Consider the following 22000-nt stretch of genomic DNA (forward strand, 5'->3'; position numbering starts at 1 on the left):
TCAAACAATACAGGAAGGCCATTAAAAAACCCCACTGAGTGAAGGCTTTTACATAAACCATGAGGGGTTCAGTAACGTACATTTGAACTAGGTTACTTTGTTGGTATCGTTAGACTTGAAGTAACTGAGGGTTTTGTTCTTTAACTTATGAAGCCCTAAAAAGTCTCTATCTACTATTAATGATACAACCATTAATATATCGATAATATTTATAGTGAACTGATAGAGGCTCCAAAACCACCAAGGTTCGAGGTTCTCATAAAAATAAACATCTAAGTACATCAAAATAAAAAAGGTAGTGTTAATAAAAAGGCCGATTAACAAGTACAAAAAAGAGGGAGTCGTTTTCTTTATCACAAAAAATAGAGTTGTAAGAAAAGAGATTGTGACTATGTCGTGTAAAGCCCAGTCAAGATAGGTTGTTTGATAATAGGAAAGCCAAGTATAAAAATAATCTGTCGCAGTATAAGATACCATCATAACGAATGAACTGAGTAATAAAGTCGTCTTTCTTTTAACGCCTAGGCTATATACAAAAATATTGAAAAAGAAGGCCATTAAAAAAGCCCACATAACAAAAGCTGATAATGAAAAAAGACCAAAGAACTCAGTTAAAAACATTCAATACCTTACATTTATTTAGGTTTCTGGCCTGAAAGAATAGAACCACCACCACGCTGCAATTCATTACTCGCAGCAGTCATCGCTTCTTGTGAGATGCTTACTGTATCAGATTGTAGGGTTTTAGGGCTAGCAGTTTGTTCCATTGCAGGCTTTAATTGTTGTGTTTTGTTGTATGCTTGCATTTGTAATTGGCTATTAGCTGAAACTTGCATGTGATTGATCCTTATAAAAGTTTTAATTATATTTGGTGCAACTTTTAACCACATTATTATGTAGATAAATGCATTACCTGTTTTAAGCAGTGATAGCTATTTTGCTACCTATCTAATACATAGCAACCAATGTGCCAACTTTTTTTGACACATTAAAATTCACTCAAAAAATATAACCCAACCAAACAACTCCGACCAGTTTACTGCAAATATAAAAAAACGCACAGGGATAACCGTACGTTTTTTGTATCCAGGGAGTTTAAGCTACGTATTTACACGGGATCTCCGCACGTGTACTTAGCTTCAAAATATATTCCATTGCTACTTCGTCACAATTTTCTTTACGAAGGCAAAGTTCACAATCTTTCATTACTTTTTCAGGCAAAGAGTCTTTGCTACAAAAAGTAAAACGCTGTTGTTCAAAAAAATCGGGTACACGGGTCAATACAATAACTCGGTTAAGTGCCAATTTTTTGGCTTTAGCAAGTAGGTGCTCTACAAGCTGTCTACCCTGCCCCGTCACTTTACTTTTTGGGTCTATACCCAATGAGCGTATTTCAGCAAGGCCGGTATCGTAAATGTATAACGATGCACAACCTGACACTTTTCCATTTATTTCAGTAACTGCAAACTCGTTAATAGAGTGCACCATATCGCTTTTTGCACGAGGTAGGTTTTCGCCTACCGTTGCCCAATGCTGTATAAGTGTGGCAATTGCCTCTACATCATCTAAATTTGCATCACGTACCGTTATTTGCTGTTTTTTTTTGGCTTCTTTAACAGCATTAGTTACTTGCTCAATAGACGTCCCACCAAGCGCTTGACGCGCTTTTATACACGCATCAATTTCAAGTACTGGGTAAACATCGTTTTCAAATACAGTGTTTACTGATTTGTACTGCTCAAGTGATAGCTCCTCAAGCGTTTTACCTTCGCTAATCGCAAGCTGTACAAGTACACCCACAATGTGATGCCCTTCTCTAAATGGCACACCTTTAGCAACTAAGTAATCTGCAAGTTCGGTGGCATTAGCGTGGCCGCCTTTTGCCGCTGCTAACGTTTTATCGCCATTTACTTTTACGCCTTTAATACATGCTTGCGCCATATGAATACATGCAAGCCATGTTGGCATAGCGTCAAACAGACCTTCTTTGTCTTCTTGCATATCTTTATTGTATGCAAGTGGCAGTGCCTTTAATGTCATCATCATAGCGCTAAATGCACCAAATACACGTCCGGTTTTACCGCGAATAAGCTCGAGTGCATCAGGATTTTTTTTCTGAGGCATGAGCGATGAGCCTGACGTGACGTTATCAGCAAGCTCTATAAATCCGGCTTCACCCGAATTATAAAAAATCAGATCTTCAGACATACGAGATAAGTGAATCATCGAAATAGACGCACAACTTAAAAGATCTAACACGAAGTCACGATCAGATACGCCATCAAGGCTATTTTTTGTAGCCGCTGTAAAACCTAATCCGTGGGCTAATGCTTGGCGATCAATCGGATAAGCTGTACCTGCTAATGCACCACTGCCTAATGGGCAAAAATTCATGCGCGCTTTAGCATCTTGCAGGCGGCTTTCATCGCGCTCTAGCATTTCTACATACGCCATACACCAGTGGCTAAACAATACTGGTTGTGCGCGCTGTAAATGCGTGTAACCTGGCAATATTGTGCCAAGCTCTCGTTCTGCAAGCGCTACAAATTCGCCTTTTAGCTGTGCAATGGCATCTAATAAATGATCGGCTGTATCACGGCACCATAGTCTAAAATCGGTGGCAACTTGGTCATTACGGCTTCGGCCTGTATGTAATTTTTTAGCTAAATCACCTACTTTTTCAATTAGAGCAGCTTCAACGTGTGAATGAATATCTTCTGCACCTGAAGTAGCAACTGATTGTGGATCAGCTTTAACTTCTTCAAGTAGCTCATTTAATGCAGCAACTAATTTTGTATGCTCATCACTTGAAAGTACATTTACCTGTTCAAGTGCACCTGCCCATGCCACAGAGCCAATAATATCTTGCTCTGCTAACTGGTAGTCAAAGGGAAGAGAGTCGTTAAATTGCTTAAACGCCTCATCTGGACCCGTAGAAAAACGTCCGCCCCATAATGCCATGAAATCTCTCCAAACCCTGTAGTGCCCCTTTTATAAGGGGCTATAAATAATTTACTTTTTAGCCAATGCTGAAATTCTGCTTGAAAGCGAGAATAAACGAATAAAGCCTTCAGCGTGTGACTGGTCATACACATCATCTTCACCAAATGTAGCAAATGCTTCGCTGTATAAGCTATTTGGTGATTGCTTTTGAACCGCAGTTACTTGACCTTTATATAGCTTAAGTACCACTTCACCTGTTGCCACTTTAGAAAGTGCTTCTGCACCGGCTAAAATAGAATCTTTAAGTGGTGTAAACCAACGTCCGTCGTACACTAAATGTGAAAATTCACCACCTAGTACTTCTTTCCATTTACGGCTTGCTTTATCAAGCACTAGCTCGTCAATGGCTTGAAGCGCAGCCATAATTACTGTGCCACCTGGTGTTTCATAACAACCGCGTGACTTCATACCAACTAAACGGTTTTCTACAATATCAACACGTCCAACGCCATGAGGCGATGCAATATCGTTTAATTTAACTAAACAGTCATATGGTTTAAGTTCTTCGCCATTTACAGCAACTACTTCGCCTTCAACAACTTTTAAAGTTACTAGTTCTGATTTATCAGGTGCTTGCTCTGGAGAGTTAGTCCAAGTCCATACTTGCTCAGTTGGTTGGCACCATGGATCTTCAAGCTCACCACCTTCGTGCGAAATATGCCAAGCGTTAGCATCACGGCTATAAATTTTTGTAGCAGATGCTGAACACGGAATGTCACGCTCTGCTAAGTAATCAAGTAATGATTCACGACTCGATAAGTCCCACTCACGCCATGGCGCAATTACTTTTAAATCTGGAGCAAGGGCTGCAAAACATGATTCAAAACGAACTTGGTCATTACCTTTACCAGTACAACCATGAGAAAGTGCATCAGCACCTACTTTACGTGCAATTTCAACTTGTGCTTTAGCAATAATAGGACGCGCCATAGACGTACCTAGTAAATAAGTACCTTCGTAAATCGAGCCCGTTTTAAGTGTTGGATAAATGTAATCACTTACCATTTCATCTTTTAAATCAACTACGTAACATTCTGAAGCACCTGAAGCGATTGCTTTAGCTTCTACGCCTTCAAGTTCTTCTGCGCCTTGACCTACATCCGCTACAAACGCAACAACTTCACAACCGTAGTTTTCTTTTAACCATGGCACGATAGCCGATGTATCAAGACCACCTGAATAGGCTAAAACGACTTTTTTAATTGAACTCATAGGTGTTCCTTAACAAAATTTGGATTTAGTAATGTAACTAGCAAAGCATTTTGCGCGTGCATGCGATTCTCTGCTTGTTGAATAATTTTCGATGCTGGACCATCCATTACCTCAGAGGTAATTTCAAATTCACGGTGTGCCGGTTGGCAATGTAATACCGTAGTTGCACCTGTTTGATCTAGCAATGCCTGATTTAATTGATAAGGCATATATTTTTCTTTAACTTGCTCAAGCGGTGTTGTATCACCCATTGATACCCATGTATCTGCATATACAACGTTTGCACCAACAGCCGCTTCAACACGGTCACTTACCATCACTGATGCGCCATTCATTGCCGCTATTTGCTCTGCCTTTTTAAGGATTTGCGAGTCAGGCGAGCTGCCTTTCGGCGTTACAGCAACAAAATCAGTGCCAAGCGTTGCCGCTAAAAGCATTAATGAATGAGTTACATTGTTGCCCTCACCTAAGTAAGCCACTTTAAGCTCGCTCACATCGCCGTGAACTTCTTGAAGCGTTAAAAAGTCAGCAAGAGCTTGGCATGGGTGGTATAAATCACACAAACTATTTACTACCGGTACTGATGCGTATTCACCTAATGTAGTTAATGTGCTGTGCTGATTTACGCGTGCAACAATACCATCAGCCCAAGTAGAAATATTAAGTGCGAAATCTTTAATTGATTCACGTGCACCCATAGCGCCATTTTGCTGATCTAAATAAACTGCATGGCCACCAAGGCGGTTAATACCTATATCAAACGATAAGCGAGTACGTAAACTTTGTTTTTCAAACAATGTTACGATTGATTTTCCCGCTAATACATTGCTGTATTTTTCTGGTTTTGCTTTTATATCTTGCGCTAACTTTAATAAATTAAGTGCGCCTTCTTGGTCTAACTCTAAACCCGTTAAAAAATTCTCAAACATAATAAACCTATGGTGTAATCTTAGTTCCGACATGCTCGCCTTGTAGCAGAGCAGTTAAATTTTCTGGCTTTTGCCAGCTGGAAATATACACACCGCGTCGTAAATGTTGGGCAGCGTGAAGGCTGGTCTTAACTTTGACCTCCATCCCGCCCACAATTACTCCATTTGTAATTAAAGTATCAATGTGTTTTGTGTCAAGTTGATGTAACGGCTGTTTATTTTCGTCAAGCACTGCTTCAACATCCGTCATAAAAATAAGCTCAGCATTTAAGTTACTAGCAATAGCCGCTGCTGCTTCATCTGCATTTACGTTGTACCAAAGCCCTTGCTCATCAAAGCCTATAGAGCTAACAATGGGTAGGCGACCGATTTTAAGTAAATCATTAACAATAGAATCGTCGTTGCTTTTACATTTACCCACTAAGCAAAGCGCTTTTAGCTTTTGAGTTGCAGTAACACCTGCCTCAAAAAGGCTTAAGCCGACAGGCTTGTGCCCTGCACTAATAGCTTGAGTCATTAATTGTTTATTAGCGCAACCTGCAAGGGCACCCACTATATAAGGCATTTGCTCTGCTGGACTAATACGTAAACCTTGGTGTTTAGCACTAGCAAAACCCGCTTGCTTTAGCCATGTATCAACTAAAGCGCCACCGCCATGAACAATGACAAACTCATCATTTTTTTGCTCGCTTAGCACGTCAAATAACGCTTTGGCTGCATTTTCTGTATTAAGTACTGCACCACCGAGTTTAATAACCCACGTTTTTTTACTCATTTAAAACGCTCCTTTTAAGCCCGTAGTGTGATCTAAATTCATAGAAATATTAATACACTGCAAAGCTTGTCCAGCAGCGCCTTTTAATAAGTTATCAATGGCAGACATTACAATTAACTGCGTGCCTTGTTGCTGCCAACCAATATCAACAAATGGCTGCTTAGCTACACCTTTAATTGAAGGTACTTTATCGCCTAATAAACGAATTAATGGCTCGCTCGAAAGTACTTGATAAGCCGATGCAACGTTTTCCTTGGTAACGCCTGGCTTAAGCTGTACATAAATAGTTTCTAAAATACCGCGCGGAAAATTACCTAAGTGCGGTGTAAATAACACTTTGTGGCCAAGGTGTTGTTCAATTTCAGGGCCGTGGCGATGGTTAAACAAACCATAAGGTGCAAGCGACACTTCACAAAAATGTGTTCCTACACTGGCTTTACGCCCTGCGCCTGTAACGCCCGAAACCGCATTAATAATAATACTTTCGCTGCTCAATAAGCCTGCTTGCTTAAGCGGTTTTAACGCATTAAGCGCTGCTGTTGGGTAACAACCTGCAACAGCAATTAGCTTTGCATTAGCGATAGCATCATGGTTCCACTCAGCTAGACCGTAAGCCGCTTCATTTAAAAGCTCTGGATGTTGATGCTCAAAACCATAGTAAGTAACGTAGTCGTCATTGTTTGCTAAACGATAGCCACCAGATAAATCAAATACCTTTTTACCCATAGCTAAAAATTGCGGCGCTAAATCAACACTTACCTTGTGATCGGTACATAAGCATACGTAATCAGCATCACTTTGAATGTCATCAAAAGCTGATACGCTAAGAGGAAGTAAAGGGCAGTCTAGTAAGCCAAGGTGCTCTGGGTATAAATCACTTAGCAATTTATTTTTATCTAAGCTACCCTCTGATACATAACAGCCTGTTAAAGTTAAGTTTGGATGCTTAGCAACTAAACTTGCTAACTCTGCGCCGCTGTATCCGCTTGCGCCAATAATCACTACATTCATTTGTTACTCGTTATCTTAAAATTAATTACTACTTATCTATAATGTTCGCTTAAACTAGCTTAGACGCTAATTAAGTCTTTTTTATTAATGAATTTTGATTATCGTCGCATTATTTTCATGGCGTTACTTTTAATATATTTATGCTTAAAAAGTGAATTGATATTCATCATAAATACTTTTATATTGTTATGCAATTAAATTGAATAATAATTTTGGATTTTTTTATGCCTTTGCCTTCGTTTATTTCCATGTACCAACAATTGATTGCAGCCCCTTCTATTAGTGCTATTGAAGACAACCTGTGTATGAGCAATAAAAACGTAATTGAACTCCTAGCCAGTTGGTGCGAAACAATCGGTTTTACGTGTGAAATTATAGAATTAGAAGGAGGTAAAGGGCGCTATAATTTATTAGCAAAACGCGGAGAAGGTGATGGCGGATTAATGCTAGCTGGTCATACCGACACAGTGCCTTTTGATGACAGTCGTTGGAATCATAATCCATTTAAACTTACCGAACTCGATAACAAATTGTATGGGCTAGGAAGTATTGATATGAAAGGCTTTTTTGCTTTTGTATTACAAGCGATTAGTGAACTTGATGAAAAGCAGCAAACTCAGCCTATTTTAATCCTTGCCACCGCCGACGAAGAAACAACGATGGCTGGTGCACAACAAATATGTAAGCACCCGAATTTAAAACCTGCGCGTTGTATAATAGGCGAACCTACTGATATGACCCCAGTATTTATGCACAAAGGCCATATGAGTACAGCAATAAGAGTAGTTGGTCGCTCTGGGCATAGCTCCGATCCCGAACGTGGTCTTAACGCCATTGAAGTAATGCATAAAGTGATTACAAAATTGATGATCTTAAAAGAACAATTAAAGCATAAGTATTCAATAAACCACTTCGAAATCCCTTATCCAACATTAAACTTAGGTAATATTCATGGCGGCGATAACGCGAATAGAATTTGTGGTTGCTGTGAAATGCATATAGATATGCGCCCATTACCAGGTTTAAGTGTACAAGAACTACAAGCATTAGTACTCGATGCAACGAAAGAGATAAATCAGCAATACCCAAATGCGGTGAGCGTTATTGATTTACATGAACCAATACCGGCATTTAGTGGTAGCACCGACAGTGCTTTAGTAAAAATGGCTGAAAAAATAGCGGGGCAAAAAGCGGTCGCGGTAAATTACTGCACTGAAGCGCCGTTTATCCAGCAACTCGGTTGTGAAACGATTGTAATGGGCCCAGGCTCAATTAACCAAGCACACCAGCCTGATGAATTTTTAGCGATGGAAAAAATAAAACCATCACAACAAATAATCACTGATCTTATAAAAGCAAATTGCTTTAACTAATAAGATTACAATAAAGGCGCCAATTGGCGCCTTTATTAATACAGAACTAAGGCCTAATCACCTTTAACTTCTAAGTTAATAAACTTAACTAGTTCTTCAGGTTGCCCTACTAGCATCATAACTTGTTGGTTAATTTCCATCATAGTTTTACCTTCAGGTAGCTTTGCAGACACACTGAATGAATTTAAACCTTTCGCAAAGCTAGTTAAAGCCTCTGCAATATCTTCAGTTACAGGAGCTTGTTGTAACTGTTGCTCTAGCGTCATTTCCATTTGCTCAAGCGTCATACCTTGCTTTTCAAGCTCGCTTGAGAGTAAATCTTTTAATTTACCCTGGTTATTTAAGGCAAAGCTAACATTACGTGGCTCTAATTTACTCATTGCTTGCATAACAAGTGTTTGCTGCTGTAATTCTTGCTCATACGTCAGCGGTTGATCACCCGCTTCTTGTTGCGCCTTGCTAATAGCCAATGAAGCATCCATTAACGCTTTTGAATTAGCTAAACCCATATCCATATTAAAACTAACAATGTCTTTTGCATCAAGCTTAACTACTACATCACTATTGCCAGACTCTTCATCGTAATCAAGTGATGAATGTAAGTCGTAACTTGCCGACGCTAACATTTCGTTTGTATCAGCTGGTAATTTTGATACGAAGCTTTTATCAAACTGAAAGCTTTTTACATCAAATGATGTATGTGGTGATATTTTATCCGACTCGTAGCCAGTTATTTCAATGCTTTGAATATTAGCAACATTGTCACCTTCAGGGCTTATTACTTCCATATTTGTTATTTCTACACTCTTTGAAATAACACTTGCCGATAAACCAGCGTATTTAAATGTAGCGCCAGTTTGCTCGCTTACTAAAGCAAGTTGCTTATCTACTTCTGCACGCACTTCTTGAGTTGCTACGTAGTTTGCGTAACTAACACCACCCACGCCTGCGGCCACAAGAGCTGCAACTATAACTAATTTTTTCATGTCATTTCCTTATTTAATTCTTTCTATAAAGTGTCTCAACTTAAGAGTAACACTGAAGAACATCACCGATAAGTGTTAATTAATCAAACTAAGTAACTCATGTACGGTTTTTACAGGGGTAATTTTAGCGCCTAGCCCTTCCATCGATTTATGGTAATTACGAAATGGAATATATATTTCTGTAAAACCATGTTGTGCAGCCTCTTTAACACGCGGTACACCACTGTCTATTGGGCGTACATCGCCGTTTAAGCTAAGTTCTCCCATAATACACGTGGTACGAGGTACAACAAATTCGTTTAAACTGCTAAGTAACGCGGTTACTAATGCTAAATCGATGCAGGTTTCTGTCTCATCAATTCTTAAACCACCCACAATATTAAAAAACGTATCGTGAAATATTTTAGTTTTAGTATGCTTACGTAATATACCGGTCAGCATTTTTATACGATTCATATTTAAACCAACACAAACACGCTGCGGAAATTCAGCTTCTGTTTCGGTAGTTAAACATTGAATCTCAAGCAATAAATTACGATTCCCTTTACGAATACAGGTAATAGTAGAGCCAGGTGAGTCAGTGGTTGAACCCGATAAAAATATTTCACTTGGATTATCAACGCTTAACATCCCACGTTCACACATTTTAAAAATGCCAACAGTATCAATATCACCAAAGCGGTTTTTATTTGCCCTAAGGGTTCGTATTTGCCCATCGTTGGTATCTATGTGTAAAAGCGCATCAACAATATGTACAAGTGTTTGAGGGCCTGCTATTTCGTTATTTTTATTTACGTGAGCAATAATGAACATGGTTACATCATTTTGCTTACAGTACTGAGTTAATGCTTGGGCGGCGCTTTTTACTTGCGAAGGCGAACCTGGGCTACCATTTGCCGTATCGGTTACAACAGCTTGAATAGAGTCAATAACAGCAAACTTAATTTTATTTTTCTCGAGCTCTTCGATGATGGTTTCAACGCTCGTTTCTGAAAGTAAATAAAGCTCGTCCGGGTTATAGTTTAACTTTAAACGTTTTACCCTGTTTTTAAACTGCGATAAAGATTCTTCTGCCGTACAGTAAAGTGACGGCATCCGTTGTGACATTCTCGCCACTAAGTCAGATAGCAAAGTTGTCTTACCCGCCCCCGGATCGCCCGAAATTATATTAACAGAGCCAGTAGTCACCCCGCCGCTTAGTACGCGATCAAGCTCGCCGATTTCAGTTAGCTGCTTTTCAGCCTCTGATGTAGCAATATCATTGATTTTTTTAGAGCCACCACCAACACCACCAGCATAACCACCAACGTTTGCTCGTATTGATGCTTTTTTACTGTGCCCTGCTGAAGGCTTAAATTCCGCTAATGTGTTCCACGCACCGCAGCGACATTGACCCTGCCAACGTTGATAGTTCATGCCACATTCGGTACAAACAAATTCTACTTTTGCCGCTTTAGCCATTGATAACTTTACCTACTATTCTTTAAATTAAAAAAATTCTTACTATTAAGCGCTTATTTTGCCATTTCAGGCATTTACTTAGCAACAAACTCTTGCCTGCTTAAAAATCTAGCGTCACAATCAATAAATACACATGGTGTTTCTTTTTAGCTATAATTTAGGGCATACTTTTTGCTTTGTAATAGTTTAAAGTAACTTGCCAATAAAATGGCAAATAACACATACATAACAAGAGCTAAACAGTAGTAACTCAAATAATTGTACCTATATTAATAACATAGAGCGATTTAACGTTTATTGAACTTCTAATAAATGGACTTAACAGTATACCTACTTTTTCAATTAGACGGTGATGGTTTTATAAATGGCTGATGACATAATGCTCAAACACGAAGACCTCGTGAATGAGTTAAAAACATATTTAGGCAACGCTAAATTTGATCTAATTTTCAAATCAAAAACCGCAGGGTTAACCAAACCTGAGCAATTTTTAATGAAAATGGAAATGTCGCGTTTATCTCAGCCAGTGGCACGTTTTGTTGATCTTCGTGGATTAGTGACAGGCCAAGTAAAACCATATGAGCATAACGGCAAGCAACACTTTATGGATGACACAGCCATTGAAGTGTTTGAAAAAGCGCTTAAACAACATGGTGAATACACCTTAGCTGTTTACGAAGCCGTAATGAATACAGAAAATAACCACCGCGTATTACAAAAACAAGCAGCCGAAAAATCAGAGTTACAAGAGCTAGAAAATAACTTAAACACTGAAGTAATTAAGTTTGCCTCTTACGAGAGCCGCCGTGAAGAACGGATGAATTACTCAATAAAAGTAACGATTGATTACAAAGATAAAAAGAACATTGCTGCTAGCACCTCAGATATATCTTTAAGCGGTTGTAAAGTTAAGCTTGCAACGCGCTACTCTATAAAAAAAGGCGAACTCATCGCAATGCGCTTAGTAGGCCTTGAGCAAGACTTTGAACTTGGCCTAAAAAACGGTATTCAATACGAAGTTGTTGCAGTAGAAAATATCTCTCGTGAATTTAATCACATCCGCTTAAAGCGCACTTATATAGAAAACAACGATGCCTTTAATGACTTTTTAGAAAGTTTTATTCATGGTAATAAGCGTCGTTATAAAGTAAATCTAGATAATACGCTCGATGCTGTAGTATCAAAGGGGTATGAGCAGTACTACATTCCTCGCGTAACGTCATTATATGTGTTTTTAAGTAAAAAAAAGGAGCAATATTACCCAAGCCTCAGCCTTACCACTGAAAATAATATTTTTATTCAGCGCTACTTTACCGATGAAAAAAAAGTACCGTGCTTGTACAATATTCTTAATCATCAGCGTATTACACAATTACTAACTCAAATTACCGCAGTAAAAGAAGATTACCTCTATACATTTACACATATATCATCAGGTAAAATTTATTACTACTCAGCGACGCGTACAGAGTTAAATAACAACCCTAAATTACGTGATCTATTTTTAGGTTTTGGTAGCCAAAAAGAGAGCTGGCAGTGCTTTAAAATACAAATAATGCCAAGTCATCCAGATGATTCTTTTATACCGCTTTCACTACCCAATAGTGCCGGTGAAAATATAGAAAAATTAAATAAGCCACCTTCACCTCGTGTAAAAGGCCTTATAAAAGATGTTAAGTATATTGTTGTACTTACAAATATTGGCAATAAAGCTGAACAAGCAAATTATAAACAACTTACTTTTGATAAAGCATTAGTAAATCAGCTTAAGCACTTTGGCCACGCAAAACACAAAACACCACCCTACTTAGATATTGTGCCACTTGAATACGTAAATTTACGCTCGCATAAGCGCTATCTTTATAAAACACCAGTTAGTGTTACTATTAATGATGAGGTATTTAATGGCTATACACGTGACTTTTCGGTAATGGGTTTGCAGTTAGAGTGCGAACAACCTGCCACATTTAAAAAAGGCGATATAGTACTTTTAGCATTCCCTGAACTTCAAAAAATAACTAAAAAGCATAAGCTTAGTGAACTAAAGTACGAAGTAATGGCCATCAGTAAGTCATTTACTACTATTAACCTAAAAGCAAATCGTATTGCTGATTTACCCCATGCTGGCGTGACCTTTTTCACTCAGCTAATAGAAGGTAATAAAGACAAACTTAAAGTATCTGAAGAAGCACCTAAAGTAGAAGGCTTATCTACCGCACTTAGAAATATGGTTACAAAAAGCGTTTGCCAATTTCCGCTATATTTACACAAAGAAGCTGCACACTTTAAAACCGGCGCAATTGGATATGGGTTATACGCCAGCCCTATTCACGTAATTTTGCAAAACTTTGGTTTATTAAGTAACAAAACTGACTTTTCGAGCATTCTGACTGAAGAGCAAATTATTAATGTAATAACACCAAATATCAAAGATCGCAGCCGCCAAGATGCACCACTTGCTTTTACACTTGCTATTAACTTCGACCCTCGAAAAGGCAGTATTGAAGAGGCTATTGTTAGCCAATGCGCTTTAGGTGAAGACTACTCAAGCTTTTATAAACAAATTAGTAAAGGCATTACATCGCAACTTATATTCGTAATGCGTTTGTATATATCGCGCACAGGTCGCCCCGATACTGATTATCTTTCTAATGAGCTAAAATACGTAAGTCAGTACGCAATGCACAAAGCTAAAGATTTAGAAGAAGCCTTATGGGCCGTAGCTGGTGTGGGTGATGTAGTAGATATAACTGAAGAAGCGCTAAGCCATTTAGAACTTAAAAAAGAGCAAGTTGCACAAATGAGCCGCCGTAAGCTAATTTGGTTAAACCGCTTACGTTAAGCGGTTTAACTTAATTTATTTTAAAGTGTTGGTTGTTTTTCTAACGGAATAGCCAACATATACAACAATTGCAATAATGACCCTTCACAAATAGCCGCTTGTGCTTGCTCAACCACTTTAGGCTTACCATGCACGGCCACACCTAGGCCTGCTTTTGCCATCATCACTAAATCATTTGCGCCATCTCCAATAGCTACAGTTTGTGCTTTTTTAAGCCCTAGCTTTTGCTGAAGCACCTCTAATACGACCGCTTTTTGCTGCGCATCGACAATCGTACCCAGTACTTTACCTGTTAGCTTGTCGTCTTTAAATTCGAGCACATTAGCGTGCACTTCATCTAAATTAATCAGCTCTTGTACACGCTCTGCAAAAGGCACAAAACCACCTGAGGCAATCGCCAAATACCAGTTATGTTGCTTTAAAATTTGGCACAGTATTTTAATACCAGGCATTAATGGTAATGTACTTTTCAGTTCTTCAATTAAGCTTTTTTCAATACCTTCAAGCTTGGCTACACGCTGATATAAACTCTCACTAAAATCAAGTTTACCCGCCATTGCAAGTGCAGTTACAGAGGCAACTTCATCGTATACGTTCGCAAGGCGTGCTATTTCGTCTATGCACTCAATAGTTATTGCAGTTGAATCCATATCCATAACCAATAAACCAGGCTCATATAAATTAGGCGGCGTAGTAACTTGCACTAATTGACAATCAAGCGTGTTTGAAAATTCTTGTAGTACTAACGGGTTTATAGTTTTATCTGCATTTTGCGCGTAAAAACACAGTGCTGGTGCAAGCCCTAAATCAGGTTGGTATTGGCATATAGCGGTGACGTTTTGGTTATGTGTCGCTAAAAAGTCAACAATACTGGCAATGTGTTTTTCTTCAAAATCACCTGCAAATGCGATGCTAAATAACCCTAATGCTTTGTTTGGAATATAATCGAGAGGTGTAGATACACCACCACTATAGCTAAACCATTTATTTAGAGTTAAGTGTTGTAATGGTTGCTCAGCAGCTTGCTGTGCCATGTTGATTTGCGACATGGGATCTCCGTGTTTATTTTTATTTTCCTGATAGTTGGCATCTCAAAACTGCTATTCTCAACACTAAATTCGCCATCAGGTGGGGTTTAAGGTTATAGTTAGTGTAGTTGTAACATCAAATCAAAATGCTGTCAGTAGCATAAACGGTGACTATGAAAAATAACCATATTAAAAACCCTATAAGCGCATCCCAAAGAAAGCGACTCGTTCGCTTAATTCTTGCGGCTGGCTGTTTTGTATTACTAAGCTGGGTGGGTGTTAATAGTAGTTTTCAGAGTCACCAGTTACTTTACGATAGCGCCGACAGCACCGCAAAAAGCCTCACTCAGTTTATGGCTTTAAATGTTAAAACACCTTTAATCGAAAAAAACAAACCCCAGCTCAATGCAATTTGTAACGATATAAGTAAAGATGAGTTCGTGCTTTCGGCCACTATTTACGATCAACAGGGTATTTTATTAGCCAGTAGCGACAATTGGCAGTCGCATCATGTTTATGGTCAACTTTCTGATTCTACCCCCGGAATAAGTAAGTTAAAAACACCTTTTATGGAACCTGTTATAAGCGATGATGACCGCCCTATAGGTTTTGTATCTATTACTTATTTAACTCGCGCTGCAATATCCGACAGCCATAATCATTTTCATGACTTAGGCAGGCAGGTTTTACTAATGCTAGTGATTGCTTGTATATTTACGTGGCAGTTAGGCCGAGGGTTAAAACGTTGGCAGGTAAACCGCTATATGCAAAAAACATCTGAACAAGAATCATAAAGCTGCTTTGCAAGCGTCTCTTTTTCGCTGTGTGGCTTTAAATCACATAGTGCGTCAAACACATTAGGTATATGTAATGGCGTGTTAACCTCCCCTTGGTAGCCACTTAACGGCATTGAAGGTGAATCTGTTTCAAGCACTAAGTACTCGGGCTCAATAGCGGCAATAACAGCACGGGTTTTAGTTGCACGTTCATAGGTAATAACACCGCCTACGCCAAGCTTAAAGCCCTGTTTGATATAGTACTTCGCTTGTTGGATTGAACCTGAAAATGCATGAATCACTCCCCCATTTTTTGGCTTACAACGTTTAAACGCTTGCGCAATTAAATCATGGCTTTGCCTGTGATGTACAATGAGCGGTAAGCTTAGCTCATTAGAAAGCTTTATTTGCTGTTCAAATAAATAAGTTTGTTTAGAGAGGTTTTCAATGCTTCTATCAAGCCCACACTCACCAATAGCCACCAGCTGATGCTTATTTGTAGTTGCAAAGTCAAATAACGCTTCTATGTGCGATTCTTTATGTTGCTCTAAGAAGTAAGGATGTAGCCCTGCCGCTATTTTTATACTTGGATAGGTTGCTTTGAGCTCTATAAGAGTATGCGATTGAGCAAGCGTAATACCCGGTACAACAAACTGATTAACTCCCTTTGCGACGCACTCGCCTATGAGCGATTCACGACTTGAATCAAACTCACTAAAATCGAGGTGGCAATGAGAGTCAATAAATTGCACGGTTACTTACTCATCTATTTATTAAGGATTTAAGCGTGTAATTTGCCAGCTATTATCTGCTTGGCGTTGATACATAAAACGATCATGTAAACGATGCGCCCCACCTTGCCAAAACTCAATTTTAGTGGGCACTACACAATAACCGCCCCAAAAATCAGGTAATGGAATTTCACCTTTAGCAAACTTATTTTTCATATTAGCAAAGGTTTCCATTAGTACTTTACGTGATGACACCGGACGACTTTGCGCTGATGCCCACGCTGCTAATTGGCTTTCTTTAGGACGAGATAAAAAGTACTTTGCCACAGCAGAAGTTGGTAATGGTTTAGCCTCGCCATAAACAATAACTTGGCGTTCCATGTGATGCCACGGAAAGTGCAAGGAAATTTTGTTATTGCCTTTAAGCTCCTGCGCTTTACGCGAACCTGTATTGGTAAAAAATACAAAGCCGTTATCATCCAGATGCTTTAAAAGCACTATACGCTGTGAAGGCTGACCGGTTTCATCAACAGTTGCTACAACCATCGCTGTTGGGTCGGGTAATTGGCTTGCTACAGCATGCTCAAGCCATGTTTCAAACTGCTTGAATGGGTCATCTTGCAAGTTATCTTCGCTTAACGCGTCTTGCAGGTATTCACGGCGGATATCTTCGAGTTTCATAACAAATCCTTTAAATAAAGACTTAGAAAAGAGCTTAGAGTAGCGCGCTTAAAACAATAGATATTGAGTAATAACAAATATTAAGATTCAGGTATATGCGATAGTAATAACACCGAGTCTCGAGTGTATTCGATAGCAGTAAACATAGAGTCTCAGGTGTATCGTTGGGTTTCGTTTCACTCAACCCAACCTACAACGCAAACTACACATCTCTGCAAGTGTAGGAGTGCTAGCAAGGCGGTAAAACTATTTATGCCAAGTAGCATACGGTTTGTATGTGACTTAGGCTAAATAGTTTTACCAACGCAGCTAAAGCGAACTACACGCAGCAGACGGTTCACCTAAGTAGTTTAGCCTAAGACAAGGCATCCAACCCGACTTATCCCTATGAGCATACGGTTTGTATGTGATTAGGGTAAGTCGGGGTGGATAACGCAGTATTAGGTTAAAATACGACGGTGATTACATTTGCTCCATAACTTCAATGCCTAGCAAATCCAATCCCGTTTCTAGTGTTTTAGAAACCAAATTACACAACACTAAACGGCTATCGCGCACGCTTGGCTCTACGCCTTCTTTAAGTACTGGGCAAGCTTCGTAAAATGTCATGTATAAGCTTGCAAGCTCGTATAAGTAACCACATAGTACGTGCGGTGTTGCTTCGCTGATCATTAAATCAAGTACTTCTTCGAGCTGTAGTAGCTTAAGTGCAAGTGCTTTTTCTTGAGGCTCAACAATTGCAACGTCTGAATTTAATGTAGCAGCATCAACGCCTGATTTGCGGAAAATACTGCGTACACGTGTATAAGCATATTGTAAGTAAGGAGCTGTTGCGCCTTCAAAACTTAGCATGCTGTCCCAGTTAAAAATGTAATCACTGGTACGGTGCTTAGAAAGGTCGGCATATTTAACTGCGCCAATACCTACTTTACGTGCAATTTCGCTGCGATCGCTATCACTTAAATCAGACTCACGTTCAGCTAATTTTGCTGCTGCGCGGTTAATTGATTCTTCTAATAAATCAGCAAGTTTTACTGTGCCGCCAGTACGTGTTTTAAATGGTTTATTATCGGCGCCCATCATGGTGCCAAACGGGCAAAACTCGTAACTTGTTTCGTCTCTTAATAAACCAGCTTTACGCGCTGTTAGCTCTACTTGGTTAAAGTGTAGATTTTGACGTGCATCTACAAAAATTAAGATGCGATCAGCACCTAATTTGTTTGAACGATAGTCACATGCCGCTAAGTCTGTTGTTGCATATAAAAAACCACCGCCAGATTTTTGTACGATAAACGCTGATGGCTCGCCATCTTTATTAGCTAGCTCATCTAAAAACACCACTTGCGCGCCTTGCGACTCCACGGCAATGTTTTTATCTTTAAGTAGGCTAATAATATCGTTAAGCTCTGCATTGTATGCGCTTTCAGCCATAATATCGGCTTGAGTAAGCGTTACATTCAAACGCTTGTATACTTCTTCAGAGTGTTTAACTGAGGTGGCTATAAATAGTTTCCAAAGTTTTTCACAATGCGCATCGCCGCCTTGTAATTTAACAACGTAGTCACGTGCTTTATCTGCAAAGCCTTCTTCGTCGTCAAAGCGTTTTTTAGCGTCGCGGTAAAAAGTTTCTAAATCAGCAAGCGCAACAGTATCTAAGTCAACGCCTTGACTAATTTGATCTTCTAAATGCGCGATTAACATACCAAATTGCGTCCCCCAATCACCCATGTGATTTTGACGCACAACCATATCGCCTCTAAATTCAAGCGCACGTACAATTGAGTCACCAATAATAGTTGAACGTAAATGACCTACGTGCATTTCTTTAGCTAGGTTTGGTGATGAATAATCAACAACAACTTTTTGTGGCTTAGCGTGCTCGTTTACAGCTAGTTTTGCATCATTGTTAGCCGCTTTAACGCTTTGCGCTAAAAACTCAGGCTTTAAATGGATATTAATAAAACCAGGACCCGCAATTTCAGTCTTTTGTGCAATATCGCTTACATCAAGGTTATCAATAATTTTTTGTGCAAGCTCACGCGGGTTGCTTTTCATTTTTTTAGCTGCGCCCATGGCTGCATTAATTTGGTAATCACCAAATTGTGGACGCGTGCTTTGCGTTACTGCCGGGTTTGTGTCTTCAGGTAAGCCTGCACCGACCATAGCTGCAATGGCTTTTTCAATTAAAATAGTACGAATATTCATATTTTTTTACCTTTATAAACCCGCCAAAGCAGGTTTTCTTTTAATTCTTGTAAATGAGCTCTAGTTTTCGCGTGTATGGCTAAACGTTACTTCTGGGTAACGCTCTACCGATAAATTAAGATTTACACGGCTCGGTGCAATGTAAGTTAAGTTATCACCGCCATCGAGTGCTAAATTGCTTTCGCATTTACGTTTAAATTCTTCAAACTTTTTAACGTCATCACTGCTTACCCAGCGTGCCGTATTCACGTTTACGCCTTCATAAATAGCATCAACGTTATATTCTGCTTTTAAACGCGCTACAACCACATCAAACTGAAGTACACCTACCGCGCCTACTATTAAGTCGTTATTAATAAGTGGTCTAAATACCTGTACAGCCCCTTCTTCAGAAAGCTGTACTAAACCTTTTAGCAATTGCTTTTGCTTAAGCGGATCGCGAAGGCGAATACGACGAAATAGTTCAGGGGCGAAGTTAGGAATACCACTAAATTTAAGTTTTTCGCCTTGCGTGAACGTATCACCAATTTGAATTGTACCGTGGTTATGCAAGCCAATAATGTCGCCAGCGAAAGCATCTGCGGCACGTTCACGATCGCCCGCCATAAAGGTTACCGCATCAGAAATGCTCACTTGCTTGCCAATTCGCACGTGATTCATTTTCATGCCTTGGCTGTACTTACCCGATACAATACGCATAAATGCAATACGGTCACGGTGTTTAGGGTCCATGTTGGCCTGAATTTTAAATACAAACCCGGTAAAGTTTTCTTCAGTTGCAACAATTAGTCTGTCTTCGGTTTCACGTGGTAATGGCGTTGGCGCCCACTTAGTTAAACCATCTAACACGTGATCAACACCAAAGTTACCAAGTGCGGTACCGTAATAAACTGGCGAAAGCTCACCGGCTAAAAACAGATCTAAATCAAATTCGTTTGATGCACCAATAACAAGCTCAAGCTCATCACGTAACTGCGCAGCTAAGTCTTCACCAATGGCTATATCTAACTCTGGATTATCAAGGCCTTTAATTGTGCGAACATCTTGAATTTTATGACCTTGGCCCGTTTTATATAAAACAGCTTCATCATTATGAATGTGATAAACACCTTTGAACTCTTTACCACAACCAATTGGCCAAGTAATGGGTGCACAGGCAATATTTAGCTCTGTTTCAACTTCGTCCAGCACTTCCATTGGGTCGCGAATATCACGGTCACATTTGTTCATAAATGTAACAATAGGTGTGGTACGCAGGCGTGTAACTTCCATTAGCTTACGGGTACGGTCTTCTACACCTTTAGCCGCATCAATAACCATTAAGCACGAATCTACTGCTGTTAATGTACGGTACGTATCTTCAGAGAAATCTTCGTGTCCTGGCGTATCAAGTAAATTAACAAGTGCGTCGTTATATGGAAATTGCATTACAGACGTAGTAACTGATATACCACGCTCTTTTTCCATTTCCATCCAGTCAGATTTAGCATGCTGGTTAGAGCCGCGACCTTTTACAGTACCAGCTCTTTGAATAGCTTGTCCGAATAACAATACTTTTTCGGTAATCGTTGTTTTACCAGCATCCGGGTGAGAGATGATAGCAAAGGTCCTTCGCTTGCTGATTTCATTGATAATAGTCTGGTCTGCCATTGATAAATTCTTTTAGTTTATATGCGGGGTTGAATGCATTTTAATAAGCGTCTGCGAGTAAACCCGTTATGTTGATCGTAATTAACTACTATTCTCGCTGATTTTCACGTTGCAAACAGCTGATAATAAAGCGTCAATAGTTGATTTTTTAATAATGGCAATTGTAACAGGAGTCGGTATAAAAGTGTGCTATCTACTTAAAAATATCTTAGCTTTAAAATAAATGTGTACAGCAAGCGATATTTAAACGACCTACAATTTAGTCGTAGATCGTTTAAATAAAAATGAGTAGTTACTTAACAACATCAATTGTAGGTACAACCGACATTCCAACACGTAGTTGACTAAGTAAAGGCTGCTTAGCATCTAAACTAATCTTTACCGGTAGGCGCTGCGCTATTTTAGTAAAGTTGCCTGTTGCATTATGCGCACCAATAGTGGAGTAACTTACACCACTTGCTGGACTTAGACTGTCAACGTGTCCTTTTAATGTCACGCCTGGCAATGCATCAACTTTAATTTCAACCTGTTGACCAACTTTTACATTAGCTAGTTGTGTTTCTCTATAATTTGCACTTATAAACACTTTATCCAATGGCACAATAACGAGAAGTGGCTTACCTGGGCTTACAAAGCCACCTACACGCACAGCCTTTTGACCAACAATACCGCTAACAGGTGCTTTAATTTTTGTGTAAGAGAGCTTTAATAATGCTTCTTCTAATGAGGCATTTGACTGAGCTAATAATGCTTTTGCTTTATCTTGATCAGCATTTAAAATAGCTGTTTGCTGCTTTGCTGCAACTAGTGCTGCTTCTTTTTTATGTAAGTTAGCTTTTTGAATTGCTAGCTTTGCTTGTGCTTCTTGAAGCGCTTGAACAGTGCCCGAGCCATCAGACGCTAAATTACTGTATCGAGTTAGATTTACATTTGCTAATTCAAGCCCTGCTTTTTCAGCTTCAATACCGGCCTCTGCTTGTAATATTACAGACTCCTGATAAATAATTTTTGCTTTTAGGCTTTTAATATTTGCCTGTGCACTATTAACCCGTGCTTTAGCTGCGTCAATAGCAACTACATAATCGCGGTCATCAATCGTTGCTAACACATCGCCTTTTTCTACACGCTGATTATCTTTAATTAATACCTCATTTATGACACCTGATATTTTAGGCGATACAAATGTAAAGTCGGCTTGTATATATGCGTCATCTGTTGTTTGCTTTGAAGCCGATGACTCTGGTGTATTTAAATAAACAATACTACCTGCAACAACAGCAAATAAGGTTGCTACCACGGTAAATTTAACTGCTTTTGATAATGCCATAATTTATTAC

Annotated in this window: 17 protein-coding genes; 3 read left to right on the forward strand and 14 right to left on the reverse strand. The window is 39.3% G+C overall.

Annotated features, from left to right (window positions below; genetic code table 11):
• Window positions 1-635: 635 nt before the first annotated feature.
• The 6 genes from QT16_RS01640 to argC form a co-directional block, all read right to left on the reverse strand.
• Complete coding sequence (locus tag QT16_RS01640; protein WP_039484887.1) at window positions 636-836, reverse strand: hypothetical protein; 201 nt, start codon at window positions 834-836, stop codon at window positions 636-638.
• A 259-nt stretch (window positions 837-1095) separates the two neighbouring features.
• The gene (gene argH, locus QT16_RS01645; protein ID WP_039484892.1) at window positions 1096-2961 is read right to left on the reverse strand and encodes an argininosuccinate lyase; all 1866 of its coding nucleotides are present in this window, start codon (window positions 2959-2961) and stop codon (window positions 1096-1098) included.
• 51 nt (window positions 2962-3012) lie between these two features.
• A complete protein-coding gene (locus QT16_RS01650) occupies window positions 3013-4215 on the reverse strand; it encodes an argininosuccinate synthase (protein WP_007377844.1) in 1203 nt (400 codons plus the stop codon).
• Window positions 4212-5144, reverse strand: a complete 933-nt coding sequence (locus tag QT16_RS01655) for an ornithine carbamoyltransferase (RefSeq protein WP_002958764.1) — start codon at window positions 5142-5144, stop codon at window positions 4212-4214. The genes QT16_RS01650 and QT16_RS01655 overlap by 4 nt, the downstream gene beginning before the upstream one ends.
• Before the next feature lie 7 nt (window positions 5145-5151).
• Entirely contained in the window at window positions 5152-5919 is a 768-nt protein-coding gene (argB, locus tag QT16_RS01660; RefSeq protein WP_039484900.1) for an acetylglutamate kinase, read from the reverse strand.
• Entirely contained in the window at window positions 5920-6930 is a 1011-nt protein-coding gene (argC, locus tag QT16_RS01665) for an N-acetyl-gamma-glutamyl-phosphate reductase (RefSeq protein WP_002958766.1), read from the reverse strand. It abuts the gene before it with no gap.
• Between the two features lie 224 nt (window positions 6931-7154).
• Between argC and argE the strand changes: the two genes are divergently transcribed.
• Window positions 7155-8303, forward strand: coding sequence for an acetylornithine deacetylase (argE, locus tag QT16_RS01670; protein ID WP_039484904.1), 1149 nt, complete (start codon window positions 7155-7157; stop codon window positions 8301-8303).
• Window positions 8304-8356: 53 nt separating this feature from the next.
• Here argE and QT16_RS01675 read toward each other — a convergent pair whose 3' ends face one another.
• Window positions 8357-9289 carry an aq_1923 C-terminal domain gene (locus QT16_RS01675; protein WP_039484907.1) on the reverse strand — a complete coding sequence of 311 codons (933 nt, stop codon included), beginning with the start codon at window positions 9287-9289 and terminating at the stop codon, window positions 8357-8359.
• A 75-nt stretch (window positions 9290-9364) separates the two neighbouring features.
• A complete protein-coding gene (gene radA, locus QT16_RS01680) occupies window positions 9365-10750 on the reverse strand; it encodes a DNA repair protein RadA (RefSeq protein ID WP_039484910.1) in 1386 nt (461 codons plus the stop codon).
• Window positions 10751-11114: 364 nt separating this feature from the next.
• Between radA and QT16_RS01685 the strand changes: the two genes are divergently transcribed.
• Window positions 11115-13592 carry a PilZ domain-containing protein gene (locus QT16_RS01685; RefSeq protein ID WP_039484914.1) on the forward strand — a complete coding sequence of 826 codons (2478 nt, stop codon included), beginning with the start codon at window positions 11115-11117 and terminating at the stop codon, window positions 13590-13592.
• A gap of 20 nt (window positions 13593-13612) precedes the next feature.
• Here the strand turns inward: QT16_RS01685 and serB are convergent, their stop codons facing one another.
• Window positions 13613-14641, reverse strand: coding sequence for a phosphoserine phosphatase SerB (gene serB, locus QT16_RS01690; protein ID WP_039484918.1), 1029 nt, complete (start codon window positions 14639-14641; stop codon window positions 13613-13615).
• 152 nt (window positions 14642-14793) lie between these two features.
• Here serB and QT16_RS01695 point away from each other — a divergent pair, with 152 nt between their 5' ends.
• Window positions 14794-15414, forward strand: coding sequence for an AhpA/YtjB family protein (locus QT16_RS01695; RefSeq protein ID WP_002958772.1), 621 nt, complete (start codon window positions 14794-14796; stop codon window positions 15412-15414).
• On the opposite strand, the gene QT16_RS01700 is transcribed toward QT16_RS01695, so the two are convergent.
• From QT16_RS01700 to QT16_RS01720, 5 genes are all read right to left on the reverse strand, one after another.
• Window positions 15381-16148 (reverse strand): TatD family hydrolase, encoded by a 768-nt coding sequence (locus QT16_RS01700; RefSeq protein ID WP_039484922.1) that lies wholly within the window; start codon window positions 16146-16148, stop codon window positions 15381-15383. The two genes, QT16_RS01695 and QT16_RS01700, sit on opposite strands and share 34 nt — an antisense overlap.
• Window positions 16149-16169: 21 nt before the next feature.
• A complete protein-coding gene (pdxH, locus tag QT16_RS01705) occupies window positions 16170-16808 on the reverse strand; it encodes a pyridoxamine 5'-phosphate oxidase (RefSeq protein ID WP_002958774.1) in 639 nt (212 codons plus the stop codon).
• Between the two features lie 462 nt (window positions 16809-17270).
• Window positions 17271-19013 carry an arginine--tRNA ligase gene (gene argS, locus QT16_RS01710; protein ID WP_039484927.1) on the reverse strand — a complete coding sequence of 581 codons (1743 nt, stop codon included), beginning with the start codon at window positions 19011-19013 and terminating at the stop codon, window positions 17271-17273.
• Window positions 19014-19073: 60 nt separating this feature from the next.
• Window positions 19074-20663, reverse strand: coding sequence for a peptide chain release factor 3 (prfC, locus tag QT16_RS01715; RefSeq protein WP_002958776.1), 1590 nt, complete (start codon window positions 20661-20663; stop codon window positions 19074-19076).
• A 292-nt stretch (window positions 20664-20955) separates the two neighbouring features.
• Window positions 20956-21990, reverse strand: coding sequence for an HlyD family secretion protein (locus tag QT16_RS01720; protein WP_039484930.1), 1035 nt, complete (start codon window positions 21988-21990; stop codon window positions 20956-20958).
• Window positions 21991-22000: the final 10 nt, after the last annotated feature.

Origin of the sequence: Pseudoalteromonas distincta (assembly GCF_000814675.1) — a bacterium.
In the GTDB taxonomy this organism is placed as follows: Bacteria; Pseudomonadota; Gammaproteobacteria; order Enterobacterales; family Alteromonadaceae; genus Pseudoalteromonas; species Pseudoalteromonas distincta.